Annotated in this window: 9 protein-coding genes; 7 read left to right on the forward strand and 2 right to left on the reverse strand. The window is 44.4% G+C overall.

The genetic code is table 11. The features are described 5' to 3' along the window. Positions 1-4: 4 nt before the first annotated feature. On the forward strand, positions 5-1,894 hold the full coding sequence (locus BMX84_RS02210; protein ID WP_091486800.1) for a sialate O-acetylesterase: 1,890 nt from the start codon (positions 5-7) through the stop codon (positions 1,892-1,894). 719 nt (positions 1,895-2,613) lie between these two features. Here BMX84_RS02210 and BMX84_RS02215 read toward each other — a convergent pair. Beyond that, positions 2,614-2,820: a hypothetical protein gene (locus BMX84_RS02215; protein WP_091486803.1), complete on the reverse strand. Its 207-nt coding sequence runs from the start codon at positions 2,818-2,820 to the stop codon at positions 2,614-2,616. Between the two features lie 211 nt (positions 2,821-3,031). Here BMX84_RS02215 and xylA point away from each other — a divergent pair, with 211 nt between their 5' ends. Both xylA and BMX84_RS02225 read left to right on the forward strand, forming a co-directional pair. Further along, complete coding sequence (xylA, locus tag BMX84_RS02220) at positions 3,032-4,360, forward strand: xylose isomerase (protein ID WP_091486806.1); 1,329 nt, start codon at positions 3,032-3,034, stop codon at positions 4,358-4,360. Between the two features lie 345 nt (positions 4,361-4,705). Continuing rightward, entirely contained in the window at positions 4,706-6,385 is a 1,680-nt protein-coding gene (locus BMX84_RS02225; protein ID WP_177165432.1) for an extracellular solute-binding protein, read from the forward strand. A 505-nt stretch (positions 6,386-6,890) separates the two neighbouring features. Here the strand turns inward: BMX84_RS02225 and BMX84_RS02230 are convergent. Then, entirely contained in the window at positions 6,891-8,267 is a 1,377-nt protein-coding gene (locus BMX84_RS02230) for an MATE family efflux transporter (RefSeq protein WP_091486813.1), read from the reverse strand. 221 nt (positions 8,268-8,488) lie between these two features. Between BMX84_RS02230 and arfA the strand changes: the two genes are divergently transcribed. The 4 genes from arfA to BMX84_RS02250 all read left to right on the forward strand — a co-directional run bounded on the left by arfA (position 8,489) and on the right by BMX84_RS02250 (position 15,045). Further along, positions 8,489-9,988, forward strand: coding sequence for an arabinosylfuranosidase ArfA (gene arfA / locus BMX84_RS02235; RefSeq protein WP_091486815.1), 1,500 nt, complete (start codon positions 8,489-8,491; stop codon positions 9,986-9,988). A 173-nt stretch (positions 9,989-10,161) separates the two neighbouring features. Further along, entirely contained in the window at positions 10,162-11,571 is a 1,410-nt protein-coding gene (locus BMX84_RS02240; RefSeq protein WP_091486818.1) for a family 43 glycosylhydrolase, read from the forward strand. A gap of 39 nt (positions 11,572-11,610) precedes the next feature. Then, positions 11,611-13,125: a glycoside hydrolase family 43 protein gene (locus BMX84_RS02245; RefSeq protein WP_091486820.1), complete on the forward strand. Its 1,515-nt coding sequence runs from the start codon at positions 11,611-11,613 to the stop codon at positions 13,123-13,125. Between the two features lie 258 nt (positions 13,126-13,383). Continuing rightward, positions 13,384-15,045 (forward strand): extracellular solute-binding protein, encoded by a 1,662-nt coding sequence (locus tag BMX84_RS02250; RefSeq protein WP_091486823.1) that lies wholly within the window; start codon positions 13,384-13,386, stop codon positions 15,043-15,045.

Consider the following 15,045-nt stretch of genomic DNA (forward strand, 5'->3'; position numbering starts at 1 on the left):
AATAATGATGACAAGTGAAAAAACGATGGCTTTACCCAGCTATATCAGTGACGGGATGATCGTTCAGCGCCACGAGCCGATCCTTTTAAAAGGGAAAGACGCTCAGGGGACCGAAGTCAGTGTGACTTTTGACGGAGAAACCGCTCAGGTGACAGCGGACGATTCCGGTTTATGGTCGGTGACTTTATCAGAAAGAGAAGCAGGAGGTCCCTATACCCTAGAGATCAAGGGCTCAGAGTACTTAGAAATTAAGGATATCTACGTTGGTGAAGTCTGGCTGATCGGCGGACAGTCCAACATGGAGCTCCCTGTCAACCGTACCTATGATGAATTCAAAGAAGAGATCGATGCAGCCGATCATCCGCTAATCCGTCAGTTTCATCTTGAGGCGGACCCTGAGTTTGATCAGCCGAAAGAATGGCTGACGCAGGGAGAGTGGAAGACGGCTACTCAGGAAAACATCCAGGATTTTTCATCTCTTGGTTTTTTCTATGCAAAAAAACTTCATGAACAACTGGGTGTGTCTGTAGGGATCTATCATACAGCGGTTGGCGGGACGCCGATCGAAGCCTGGATGAGCGAAGAAACACTGCATGAGCTCGGTGACTATGATGAAGAGATCGCCTACTGGAAAAAACCGGAGAATGTAGGAAAAGAGATCGAAAAAGATCTGAAGAACACCGAGGTCTGGTATACGGATCTTGACCAGAAGGACAGAGGTCTGAATGACTCGCCTAAGTGGATGGAGGAGAACATCGATACGTCGGACTGGTTGACCATGGACTTGCCTGTCATGTTCAAGGATACCGAGCTCGATGGCTTTTCAGGCGCTGTCTGGTTCAGAAAAACGTTCGAGATGACGGCTGATCAGCTAGCATCGACTTCCTTCCGCTTGCGCCTAGGTTCGTTGATCAACGGAGACGAGACTTATCTGAACGGCGAAAAAGTCGGCGGAACCGAGTACCGTTATCCGCCCCGTAAATATACAGTAGATAAAGATGTCTTAAAGGAAGGGAAGAATACGCTGGTCGTCCGTCTGATGATCGATGCGGCAAACGGCGGTTTCATCCCGACGTTCCCTTATCAGCTTGAACTGAACGACGACGCGATCGATCTGGAAGGGGAGTGGCTCTATAAGGTGGGCTATGAAAAAGAGGCGATCGCACCGATGCTGTTCCTGCATTATAAACCCGCTTCCGAATACAAAGGCATGCTTTCCCCGCTGAAAGATGTGGCTTTTAAAGGCGCGCTCTTTTACCAGGGAGAATCCAATACTGGCCAGCCAGCCGGCTACAAGGAACTGATGAAACGCATGGTTCGTGACTGGAGAGAGCTCTTTGACAGAGATTTCCCTTTCTATTATGTGCAGCTGGCAAATTATGTGGATCCTGCAGTCGGTATCGATGATGAGAATTGGGCCGAGCTGCGTTATGAGCAGGACCGCGCCCGTTTCCTTATCGAAAAATCTGAAATGATCCCGGCCTATGACTGCGGGATCTCTTATGAACTGCATCCGCATGACAAAAAAACACTGGCGCACAGACTGGCACATATCGCTTTGAGCCGAGACTACGGTGTCGAAGAGATGTACGAAAACTTGGAAATCGAGGGTGCCGGTAAATCAGCGGATTCTATACTCCTGCAGGTAAAAGGTCTTAAAGGTGATCTTAAACTAACAGAAACCTTACCTGAAATTGAAGTCAGTGTGAATGGCGACTGGGTGGAGGTTCATATTAGTGAGATAAAGGGAAATGAGGTTCAAATCAGTATGACTGACACGACTGAAGTGGATGAAGTGACGGAAATCAGATATGCCTGGAGGAACGATCCACAAGGGTTCGTCTTTGATTCAGAAACGAATCTGCCGCTGCTGCCGTTCACTTATCCACTATAATAGTAACTATATAAACCAGCAGGTGGGTATAATAACTGGATGTACGGCTGTAACTATTTCGTAGAAAATGTTCAGTCGTAAACGGTCACTGGCTCGAGAGCGACATTCTAAGCTTGAAAGTGTCGACTCGTGGATCAGGACTTCGATGAGTACGACAATTCAGGAAGAAAAATGTTCAGTCATGAGTCGCAATGCTACGAGTGATACATTCCGGGACTGAAAGTGTCAGCTCGTGCTCTGTTTCCAGCGTGACTGATACATTTTTCCAGCAAAAGTGCTCGCTCATCATCTCTGTCTTTCATGAGTGAACGTTTTTCGAGAGGTAACTGTTCACTCATCCATCTCCTGATAGGTGAGTGCGACATTCACGCCCAAAAACTGTTCACTTACGCCTAACCACATTCCTGAGCCGACATCTCGTCACCTATACACCATTTACCAGTAACACAAACCGAAGGAATAGACGACCCCGATTCTATATAAAAGGGGTGAAACGAGGCTTAGGCCTCGTTTTTTCCTTATCCAACGCTTTAAAGGAGAGAGATCGAAAATCTTCGATCTCTTTCATAATAAAACTCCCTTTATAGTGGCAGAGAACACTTGGTATTTCTCTCTCTGCTATAAAAGGAGCCGGTCATTCATTTCATTTAATGCTAAAATTAAAAAAACTGCCGGATGAGTCTTGAGACTCATCCGGCAGTTTTAACTACATTATTGGATTATTTATCTTCGTTATCGGCTTTTACTTCGTCCGCTTTTTCGACATCAAACGGTTTTTTATCCTCAGCTGAAGTTTCCTGTTCTTTTTCAGCTTCAGTTTTATCTAATTCACCTTCTGCTTTCGGTAAACCGTCTCTCGTATTTTTAGCTGCTGCAGCATCAGCAGGTAGGTTAGGATTGTTCGCTGAATGGGGTTGATTTCTCATAGTTAAAATTCCTTTCATTGTTATTATTAAAAGTATAACACAAGATTTTTATAAACGCTTCCAATACGATTACACCAGTGACAGGATAAAGAAATATAAAAAGAGATTATTTTTTCAAAAAGTATTGACACCGTTTCCATAATGGGTTATAGTTAGTTAGTAAGTTAAACCAACTAACAATTTTTACTTAACGAAAGGAGAACATGTATACATGGCATATTTTTACAACATAAGTAAAATTAAATATGAAGGCGCTCAATCAAAAGATCCTTTAGCATTTAAATTTTACAACCCTGAAGAACAGATCAACGGTAAATCAATGGAGGAATTGATGCGTTTCGGCGTAGCCTACTGGCACACATTCACTGAAGATCTAAGCGATCCATTCGGTGTCGGAACAGCTCAGCGTCCTTGGGACAAATACTCTGACCCAATGGAAAAAGCTAAAGCACGTGTTGAAGCAGCCTTTGAATTCTTTGAAAAACTAGGGGTTCCTTACTTCTGTTTCCACGACTATGATATTGCTCCAGAAGGCAAGAACTTAAAAGAAACATTAGAAAACCAGGATATCATCGTAGACATGATCGAAGACCACATGAAAGACAGCAAAGTGAAACTGCTTTGGAACACAGTCAACAACTTTACTAACCCAATGTTCGTTCACGGTGCATCAACTTCAAACAATGCAGACGTGTTTGCTTACTCAGCAGCCAAAGTTAAAAAAGGTCTGGAAGTCGGTAAACGTTTAGGAGCAGAAAGTTACGTATTTTGGGGCGGACGTGAAGGTTACGAAAGTCTTCTGAACACGAACATGGGACTAGAACTGGACAACCTGGCACGCTTCTTCCACATGGCTAATGACTATGCGAAAGAAATCGGCTTTGATGCACAGTTCCTGATCGAACCTAAGCCAAAAGAGCCGACATCACATCAATATGACTTTGACGTAGCGCATGGCTTTGCCTTCCTGCAGAAATACGGCCTGCAAGACGTATTCAAGTTCAACATTGAAGCCAACCACGCAACACTTGCCGGACACAGCTTCGAACATGAACTGCACTATGCACGCATCAATGGCATGCTAGGATCTGTCGACGCTAACCAAGGTCATCCACACTTGGGATGGGACACAGATGAATTTCCATCAGATCTATACTCTACAACTCTGGCTATGTATGAGATCCTTAAAAACGGTGGTCTTGAAAAAGGCGGCTTGAACTTTGATGCGAAAGTACGTCGTACATCATTCAAACCAGAAGACCTGTTCAAAGCACACATCGTTGGTATGGACAGCTTCGCTATCGGTGCGAAAGTCGCTCAGCGTCTGCTAGACGACAAAGCACTTGAAAACATCATCGACAACCGTTACAGCTCTTACAATGACGGCGTCGGTAAAGAAATCGTCAGCGGAAACACTGACTTCAAGAAGCTTCAGGACTATGCACTGGGTATCGATAAGATCGAACACGAATCCGGAAACGTTGAAGTGATCAAATCTATCCTTAACCAGTATCTTGTTACAACACTTACTCAAGGATAATTAAATAATAGTAAAATAGCATGAAGTCAGTGAGACTATGGCTTCATGCGGTTTTATGCCATATAATTTGATTAAGTATATATGAACGAAACGTGAACAATAGACCGAATTTCTACAGATATCAACTAATTGAAAAACACTTAAAGTTCTACCTGCTGGATTTACTCATTCATTATAATGTAACCGCTTAATCACTATGTTTTCCGAACGTGCGTCTTACGCGTCTTTGGTTAAGTAAGCTAAGTATCCGGTTTGTCAAGGTACACTCATTACATAATAATGAAGTCAAACAGAAATGCTGACAAGGGTCAGAATAACTACTCAATATATAATGGAGGATCTACAGTGAAAAATAACCTAAGAAGATTTTTATTAACAAGTGTAACTTTGAGCGGTGTTTTACTCATGGCAGCGTGCGGCGAAGATGCTGAAAGCACGGAAACTGAAGAAGGAACTGGCGAAGCAACTGAAGAAGTGGCCATCGGTTCAAAAGGCGCCATGGAAGATTTTAAAGTCGGTGACACGTTCGTAGCGACAGAACCGCTGGAACTTGAGATCCTATACCGCGATCTGCCAGCTTATCCTTTAGACAAAGAGTGGCTCTTCTTCCAGGAACTTGAAGAGAAAAACAATGTCACTTTCGAAACAGTCAGTGTTCCTTTATCTGACTGGGAACAGCGTCTGTCTGTAACGATGGGTGCCGGCGACTTGCCTGACTATTCAACGGATATCTGGGCTGGCCACGAAACACCTTATGTTGCTTCGAGAAGCCTGCTGCCGATTTCTGACTATGTCGAATACATGCCTCACTACCAGTCTCGCCTTGAAAACTGGGACGGTGTCAACGAGCAGATCGAAAACCTGAGACACCAGGACGGTAAGTACTATGTTCTTCCAGGGATCAACGAGAACATCCTGTATGAATTCGGCCTGCAGTACAACAAACAGGTCTTCGATGAATACGGTGTAGAAGAGCCTCAAACGTGGGATGAGCTGAAAGAAGCTTTGACTGTCCTGCGAGACGAAACGGGCAAAGCACCGATGACATTATGGTGGCAAGGGAATGCCACGCTGAACTTCTCAGCAGGTTCATTTGATACGGTCGGCGGCTGGGGCTTCATGGACGGCGCCATGTATGATGAAGAAAAAGATGAGTTTGTCTATGCACCAATGCAGCAGGGCTACAAAGATATGATCACGTACTTCTCAGAATTGACTAAAGAGGGACTATTAGACATCGAAGCGATGACGCAGGACGACGAAATGGCTAGAAACAAGATCGTCAACCTTGAAACATTTGTCACTTCCGGAAACGTCGGAACGATGACTGACGTGAACGAATCCTTAGCTGAAGCACACGGTGCAGGCGAGTATGAATATGTCCGTATGCCTATTCTTGAAGGACCGAACGGCCGTAAATTCCGCGGCGGGAACACGAACAGCGGTATGATGCTGAATGCAGACTTGGCAGAACGCGACGATTTCCAGGCAATCCTGCAGTTCATCGACTGGCTGTATTACAGTGACGAAGGAACAGAATTTGCTCACTGGGGTGTTGAAGGCGTGACCTTCGAGAAAACAGATGAGATCGTTACTGGATATCTGCCAACAGAGAACATTCAGTACGAACGCTTCAATGTTGACGGCGAAGAGAACATGCAGGAAGACTACGGATTCGGTAACGCTGCCTTTGCCTACGCAGGTCCGGCACACATCCGTCAATCCGTTATGGAAGAAGCTGAATTCGAATATCAGGCACGCATGAACGAAGAAGTCGAAGTGATCCTTCCAGATCCAGCTCGTCCGCTTAGCCCGGTCGACCAGGAACAGGCTACATTGCTGTCGACTCCGCTTAAAGATACAGTGGATCAGTACACCTTCCGATTCATCTCTGGCCAGTACGACATCGAACGCTGGGATGAATTCATGGCTGAACTTGAACAGCAGAACGTGGATCAGTTCATGGACATCGTAAACAATGCATACAGAGAGAATCAGGAAATCCTGCAGAACGCAGCAGAATAAACACGGTTTAATTATTCTCCCTTGAATAAATAACTGAAAAGGAACAGCATGGGACCGACTCCGGCTCCATGCTGTTTTGTATTCAAGAACGTTCTGTGTGTCTGTTTGACTAATATCTAATCCAGTAATGAGAGAGAGTGCCGACAATAGCAACTCAATAGCTTACGGGTGATTGAGTTTTGCTTACCACGGAGAATAACAGGTAGTCAGTTTAAAATTTTCTGGTGAGTTAGTGTTATCTCTGATGATATAAGGAACTCCAGTATGGCAAGGCTGCCGAGTACCTGTTATATGGGCTTATATCAGTAACTCGCATGCTTTGTAGTTACTCAGTTCCTATTATAAGGGTGAATATTAGGGACTCGGATAAGGTTTAAAATCTGAGATGCCTTTATATAAGAAAATAACCTGAACTCAAATAGTGAAGACTTTTGAGTTCAGGTTATTCGACTTATGATTTAGCATTGTCTATCTTTTAGTCCGTTCATCCAATCATATACGTTAATTATTTGCATGCTTCAAGTTTCGCCTGAGCGATGGATTTATCGAGCCAGCGCTTGTTTTTCCACCGGCGCAGCATCAGGCTCGAGCGGATCCATTCATCGATGATCATGGCCAGCCAGATGCCGGGAAGGCCCCAGCCTAACTGGATACTGAAGAGATAACCGAGAGGGACCAGGACGCCCCACATGACCGTTATACCGATCAGGACCGGAAACTTGGCATCTCCGGCTGCTCTTAAGGCACTGATGATGATTAAGTTCCCTGTACGGGCGGGCTGAATAATCAGTTCCAGGACCAGGATCAAAGAACCTAAGGCAATGACGCTCGGGTTGGAACTGAAGATACCGAAGATTTGTCTGCCGAAGCCGGCAAACAAACTGCCGATGACCACAGTGATTAAGAGAGCGATTTTCAGACCCGTAAACATATAGTGATAGGCTTCTCCCTGCTTCCTTGCGCCAACCAGCTGACCGATGAAGATCTGCGTGCCTTTAGTGATCGCCATGGAAAACACAGTTAAAACAGACATGAAATTGTAGATATAGACCCGAGTAGCTAGCGCCGTGGCACCAAGGGTCGTGATCATGATGGTCAGTACGATTTGACTGAGATTATAGGATAAGTGTTCACCTGCAGAAGGCACGCCGATAGCCAGGATCTTTTCAATAAATTCCTTTTCCAGTTTGAAAAAAGACTTGAAGGGGATCTTGATCGGCGACCTTTTGAACAGCAAAATCAGCATCCCCAGCATAACGACGATCCTGACCGAGGCTGTTGATATCGCAACGCCGGTCACGCCGAGCTGCGGAAAACCCAGGGCGCCGAAGATGAACACATAGTTCCCGAAGACATTCAAGATGTTCATGATCAGAACGGATTTCATGACATCTTTTGTATAGCCCATAGCCTGGAGGATAGAAGAGATAGTCAGGATCATGGCCTGCGCGAAGAGAGCGAAACCGACGATCGACGTATAGTTGTTTGCATGGACAAAGAGATTCTTTTCCAGTGAAAATAAGTTGAGCAGGAAGGCTCGGTTAAACCCGACGAACAGACTGATGCTCAAACCGAAAAGCAGATTGATCGCCAGGGCAGTACTGATCGTTTTCTTGACTGACTCCGGCTGCTTGGCACCAACATACTGGGACACCACCACACCTGCACCCATAGCTGTGAAATTAAAGAGCACGAACATGAATGTCATCAGCTGATTGACGACACCGACGGCAGCCACCGCCGCATCTGAAACAAAACTCAGCATAAAGACATCAGTAAGCTTCATCAGCATCTGCAGGAACACTTCAATGAAAATCGGCCAGGTGATGAGGAACAAATATTTTTTAGCACTCGCTTTATTGTCTACCATTTGAATATCCATTTTTATCATCCTTTATCAGTACTAAACATGTCTATTATTTTAATCTCATCCGCGTTAAGTAACAATGAATACGTACTCTAATCACTAATATCGTCTACAAGAGTACTATGTAAGCGATTCACAGACAAAAAAATCTTGTTAAGTACAGAAAACGGTTGCACTATTTTTTAAACAGTGCTAATCTTAATTCAAAGGTACGTACCAATTTTAGGAGGAAAATAATGAGAGCTTCAGTTAAGGCAAGTAAACATAATGTATTGGATGCAATCGACAAACGAATTTATGGATCCTTTATTGAACATTTAGGTAGAGCTGTTTACGAAGGCATATATGAACCGGGACATCCGACAGCCAACGAAGAGGGCTTTAGACAGGACGTCATCGAGGCCATCAATGAACTGAATGTACCGCTGGTCAGATACCCTGGCGGAAACTTTGTGTCCGGTTATAACTGGGAAGACGGGATCGGACCGAAAGAAGATCGTCCGAAACGACTCGACTTGGCATGGAAATCGGTCGAAACCAATGAAGTCGGCCTGCACGAATTCATGGACTGGACCGAACTGGCCAAAACGGAAGTGAATATGGCTGTCAACCTTGGAACCAGAGGCGTCGATGCGGCAAAGAATATCGTGGAATACTGCAATCACCCTGGCGGTACATATTGGAGTGATTTAAGAAAAGAGAATGGCCGAGACGAACCATACAGTATCAAGACATGGTGTCTGGGCAACGAAATGGACGGTCCCTGGCAGATCGGAGCAAAAACGGCTGACGAATATGGTCGCTTAGCTACAGAAACGGCCAAAGCCATGAAGTGGGTGGATGACTCTATTGAACTGGTCCTTTGCGGAAGCTCCGGCAGCAAGATGCCGACATTCGGTGAGTGGGAATTCACTGTCCTTGAACATGCCTACGACTACGTTGATTTCCTGTCTCTTCATCTATATTGGGAAAATTTTGAAAACGATCTGTCTAATTATCTGGCTAAGTCTAGAGAAATGGACCACTTTATTAAAGACGTCGTCTCGATCTGTGATGCGGTGAAAGCTAAAAAAGGATCTGGCAAGAAAATCAACCTGTCCTTTGATGAATGGAACGTCTGGTATCACTCAAAAGATGCCGATGCTAAGCGTGAACCTTGGGATATTGCACCGCCGCTTTTAGAAGACATTTACAACTTTGAAGATGCATTGCTTGTTGGTCTTGGAATCATCACACTGCTTAATAATGCCGACCGTGTGAAGATCGCCTGCCTGGCTCAATTGGTCAATGTCATCGCACCAATCATGACAGTGAAAGACGGCGAAGTCTGGAAGCAGCCGACGTTCTATCCGTTCATGCAGGCATCAAACTTTGGACGAGGAAAAGTTCTGACCGTTCAGTCAGAAAGCCCAACGTATGACTCGAAAGAATTCAAGGATGTTCCTTTTGTTGAATCAACAGTCATCTGGAATGAAGACGAACAGGAAATCGTTATTTTTGCAGTAAACCGATCCGAAAAAGACGCTATGCCGCTTGACATCAAGCTGGATGATTTTGAAGGATTGTCACTTATCGAAGCCACGGAACTGGCAGACTATGATCCGAAACTGACGACCGAAGAGAATCATGACGCAATGGCTATCAAAAACAACGACTCCTTCAAGGTAGAAGAGGCAGCTGTTTCTGGAGAAATCAAGCCGCTGTCCTGGAACATGGTTCGTCTTTCTTATAAATAACATTCTAACTGTAGTGCAGTGAATTGAACGGCGAAAGGGAGTCCTTGAAGTACTCCTGCTGTTCGTTCAAACTGGAGTGCATGTATAAAAACTGAGATCTTTATCATTCACAGTTAAGATGATAACAGGTTTCAGTTTTTTCTAATAAAATACAAAAGCTGGAGATGATATGAATGAAAAAACAAGGCTTTAATCCTTATCTGCCTTCATGGGAATATATCCCGGACGGCGAACCTTATGTGTTTGATGAGCGAGTGTATGTATACGGCTCGCACGACCGCTTCAATGGGCATGTCTATTGTCTGAATGACTACGTCTGCTGGTCGGCCCCCGTTGACGATCTGACTGACTGGCGTTATGAAGGAGTCATCTACCCTAAAGATGAAGATCCTTTGAATCCGGACAGAGCCATGTGTCTCTATGCACCGGATATCACGGTCGGCCCGGACGGCAGATATTATCTGTATTATGTCCTGGATAAAGTGCCGATCGTTTCTGTTGCTGTTTCAGATACACCTGCTGGACCGTTTAAATTCTACGGCTACGTCAAAGATGCAGAAGGCAATCGTCTGGGGGAAAGAGAAGGAGACGAACCGCAATTCGATCCTGGTGTTATGACAGAAGGAGATAAAACATATTTGTATACCGGATTTTGCCCCAAAGAAGATAAATCGAGAAGCGGTGCAATGGTAACCGTTCTTGATGCGGATATGTTTACTATAGTTGAAGAGACGGCATTCGTTCTTCCAAGTGAACATTACAGCGAGGGAAGCGGGTTCGAGGGTCACGAATTCTTTGAAGCCCCTTCGATCAGAAAAGTCGGAGACATCTATTATCTGATTTATTCATCCGTCGTTTTTCATGAATTATGTTACGCAACGAGCTCTGATCCGACTAAAGGGTTTGTGTATCAGGGTGTGATCATCAGTAACAACGATCTGCATATCGATACCTATAAACCGGCAGACAAACCGATGTATTACGGCGGGAACAACCACGGGAGCATCGTTCAGATCCAGAATGACTGGTACATTTTCTACCACAGACACACCAACGGGTCCAACTTCAGCAGACAGGGGTGTCTGGAAAAAATCGACATCGACAGTAACGGCAAGATCGCTCAAGTGGAAATGACATCGTGCGGGCCTAATGGCGGACCTTTACGTGGCAAAGGTGAATACCCGGCGCATATCGCCTGCAACCTTTTCCATAAGGATGAAGCAATGTATACCGGTGACTTATGGATGGACAGCCAGTTTCCTAAAATCACCCAGGAAGGTAAGGACGGTGACAAGGAACCTGGGTATATCCAGAACATGACCGACTCGGCAACGGCCGGCTTCAAGTATTTTGACTTCAAAGACACGAAGAAAATCACACTGAAAGTCCGCGGCTACTGTAATGGGGCTTTCGAGATCAAAACAGCCTGGGACGGCGAAGCTATAGCCAAAATCCCCGTTAACTTTACCAACGTCTGGACAGACTACACAACGGATATAGAACTTCCTGATGGGGTACATCCTTTATATATTTCATACGCTGGTGGGGGAAGAGCAAGTCTGTTGTCGTTCACTCTAGACTAATTGTAAGCACATATTTACTGTGAAAAAAGGAGTGTTGATATGAAAAAAGCCAAAGTAACTAATCCAGTCATTCCCTTAGACTATCCCGATCCCGATGTCATTCGTGTCGGGGAAGTCTACTACATGGTGTCTACGACCATGTATTTCTTCCCGGGATGCGAAATTCTGAGATCCATTGATCTGATCAACTGGGAACACGCCTCATTCGTATTTGATTCACTGGATGGAACAGAAAGTCAGAAACTGGAAAACGGTAAAAATATCTACGGTCAGGGGATGTGGGCGGCAACCTTCCGCTATCACAAGGGGACTTTCTACATTCTGTTCGCAGCCAATGATACCCACAAGACGTATCTATATACTTCTGACATTATCGAAGGTCCATGGAAGAAACAGACGGTGAGGGGCTTCTATCATGATGCCTCTCTGCTGTTTGATGAGGATGATCGGGTATATATTGTTTACGGCAATACGGATATTTACCTGACTGAATTGACCAGCGATCTCTCGGGTCCAAAACCTGATGGCATCGACCGCTGCATCATTTCCGAAAAAGACAACCCGAATCTAGGTTACGAAGGGGCGCATGTCTATAAGCTGAATGGCTATTACTATGTTTTTCTGATCCATTCCAAGCCGGACAAGTGGATGCGGGTCCAAGCCTGCTTCATGTCCAACTCTCTGGAAGGTGAATTTAAAGGCGAAGATATCCTGATCGATGACCGTGGTTTAAAGGGTCAAGGCGTCGCGCAGGGAGGTATCGTCGATACGCCGGATGGGGACTGGTATTCAATTATGTTTCAGGATACTGGGGCCGTGGGCCGTCTACCTGTTCTCACGTCCATGTCCTTTGAAAATGACTTTCCGGTGATAGGAAAGAATAAAAAGATTCCGAAAGAAGTGTATGTGGATCGTGTAAACGACAAGCATCCGTACCGACCGCTTGTGGACGGTGATGACTTCAAGACATTATATGACACACCATACGGGCTTAAACCCTGCTGGCAGTTCAATCATGAACCGCAAGAGAATGGCTACACTATCAACACTGAAGAAGGTTTATTCGAGCTTAGAAACACCTCGATAGAATGTAGTTTGATTCAAGCTCATAACACACTGACGCAGCGCATGTTGTACCCATACAGCAGTGCTGAAGTTAGAGTGGATGGTCGTTTACTTGAAGAGGGGGATGTGGCTGGACTATGTGCCTTTCAGAGTGCATATGGGGTTATTGCTCTCACAAAGGAAAGAGATAAGTATTATGTTGTTATGCGTTCAAGGAAAACGGAGAACAATGTTGGCGATATCGAACATGGACGAGTGGAAGTCGCTGGACCAGTTGTAAAACTTAAACTAACGGCTGATTTTAGAGAGGGCAGAGACAGGTGTGAGTTTTATTATAAGACTGATCAAAGCTATACAAAACTAGGTATCGAACATCATTTGACGTTCACACTCGACTTTTTCACCGGCTGTCGATATGGTCTGTTCAATTACGCGACTCAGAGGAAGGGCGGAACTGTTAAATTCAGTGAATTTACTTATCTACAATGATTGATGCTGTCGATAAACCCAAGTAATTAAAGAGTGAACCTAAGAACTTCAAACGATAAAAAAAGAACTTAACTTTTTTTATAAAACTACTTGAACGTACCTAAGATACATGGTAGTATTATTTCAAGCGAAAGGTACGGACAAGTTGTCCGGGTTATTTTTTAAAAATTTTTGTAAGCGATAACAATTAATGGAAAGGAGCAGGAAGTTACTGATTAAAGTTGATTTGCTTAATTACAGAACTTAGGAGGAGACACATTGAAATTATTTAACAAAAATAAGTTTGTTTTAATGGCGACTCTATGCAGCGGGTTACTTTTAGCAGCATGCAGTACTGAAACTGAAAGTACTGACAGCGAAGAAGAAATTACTACAGAAGACATCGGAAATAAAGGTGCCATGGAAGACTTCAAAGTCGGAGATACTTTCGTTGCTACTGAACCTTTAGAAATAGGGTTGTTCTACCGAGATCTTACAGCTTATCCCTATGATCCGGATTGGGAATTCTTCAATGTACTGGAAGAAGAGCACAATGTGACGTTTGATGTAACCAGCGTGCCGCTGTCTGATTTTGAAGAAAGACGTTCAGTAACAATTGCTGCTGGAGATATGCCAGATATCATTACGGATTCTTGGCCAGGAGTTGAAGATCCGTTCGTTGCTTCAGGAGCTATTCTTCCCATATCTGACTATGTGCATCTGATGCCGCACTACCAGAAACGTCTTGATGAATGGGATTTGCATGGTCAAGTTGACAATCTGCGTTATTTAGATGGCAAATATTATGTTCTGCCCGGTCTGAATGAAGATGTCCACTTTGACTTTAGTATGAAATATAATAAGACCGTTTTTGATGAATACGGTATAGAAGAACCACAGTCTTGGGAAGAATTGAGATCGGCACTTGAAGTACTAAGAGACGAAACTGGAGAAACACCTATGACGCTGTGGTGGCAAGGCGATTCGATGTTTAGTTTTGCAGGTCCATCCTTTGATACAGTAGGAGGCTGGGGATTCGGCGATGGAACAATGTATGACGAAGAAAATGATGAATTTATATACGGACCAATGCAGCAAGGGTACAGAGACATGGTCGAGTACTATGCGGGATTAGTTGAAGATGGTCTATTAAATCCAGAAGCCTTTACTCAAGATGGAGAAACGACTGAGAAGCAACTGGTTAATCTCGAATCATTTGTAAGTTCAGGACAAGCAGGAACAATGGCTTCAGTAAATGAAGGTTTAAGAGATCTTCATGGCGAAGGTGAGTACGAATTCGTCAGAATGCCGATGCTAGAAGGCCCAGCTGGACCTAAAGTGAGTGGGGCTCGATTGGTGAGCGGTATTATGCTTAACTCCGCTGTTGCTGAGAGAGACGATTTCCTGGCAGTCTTGCAGTACATTGACTGGTTATACTACAGTGATGAAGGAAATGAATTTGCTCAGTGGGGTATTGAAGGAGAAACTTACGAAAAAACAGATGAAGTTGCTGGAGGATTCAGACCGCTAGATAATATTAGCTTCGAAACGATGAACAGCGGGGCTGATGAAGATCTTCAGGAAGATTATGGATTTGGTAACGTAGCCTTTGCTTTTGCAGGAAACGCAGAAATTCGCCAGTCCATCATGGATGAACAAGAACTCGAATATCAGCAGACAATGAACGCTGAAAGAGAATTTATTGCTGAGGATCCGCCTTACCCAATGTCACAAGCAGATCAAGAACAAGCGGCACTCCTGTCAACACCTTTAAAAGACACTGTTGATCAGTATACACTGAGATTTATTACTGGACAATATTCACTGGACAGATGGGACGAATTCATTGCTGATTTGGAAAATCAGAATGTTGAAGGCTATCTCGAACTAGTGAATGAAGCATATCAGGAATTCCAGGAAACACTGGAAGAAGTAGAATAA

Origin of the sequence: Alkalibacterium putridalgicola (assembly GCF_900109825.1) — a bacterium.
Lineage (GTDB): Bacteria > Bacillota > Bacilli > Lactobacillales > Carnobacteriaceae_A > Alkalibacterium > Alkalibacterium putridalgicola.

Excerpts from the sequence above, each read along its gene's own strand:
- BMX84_RS02230 (WP_091486813.1), bottom strand. The coding sequence starts at position 8,267 with ATGGATATTCAAATGGTAGACAATAAAGCGAGTGCTAAAAAATATTTG.
- arfA (WP_091486815.1), top strand. The coding sequence starts at position 8,489 with ATGAGAGCTTCAGTTAAGGCAAGTAAACATAATGTATTGGATGCAATC.
- xylA (WP_091486806.1), top strand. The coding sequence starts at position 3,032 with ATGGCATATTTTTACAACATAAGTAAAATTAAATATGAAGGCGCTCAA.
- BMX84_RS02210 (WP_091486800.1), top strand. The coding sequence starts at position 5 with ATGATGACAAGTGAAAAAACGATGGCTTTACCCAGCTATATCAGTGAC.
- BMX84_RS02245 (WP_091486820.1), top strand. The coding sequence starts at position 11,611 with ATGAAAAAAGCCAAAGTAACTAATCCAGTCATTCCCTTAGACTATCCC.
- BMX84_RS02240 (WP_091486818.1), top strand. The coding sequence starts at position 10,162 with ATGAAAAAACAAGGCTTTAATCCTTATCTGCCTTCATGGGAATATATC.
- BMX84_RS02215 (WP_091486803.1), bottom strand. The coding sequence starts at position 2,820 with ATGAGAAATCAACCCCATTCAGCGAACAATCCTAACCTACCTGCTGAT.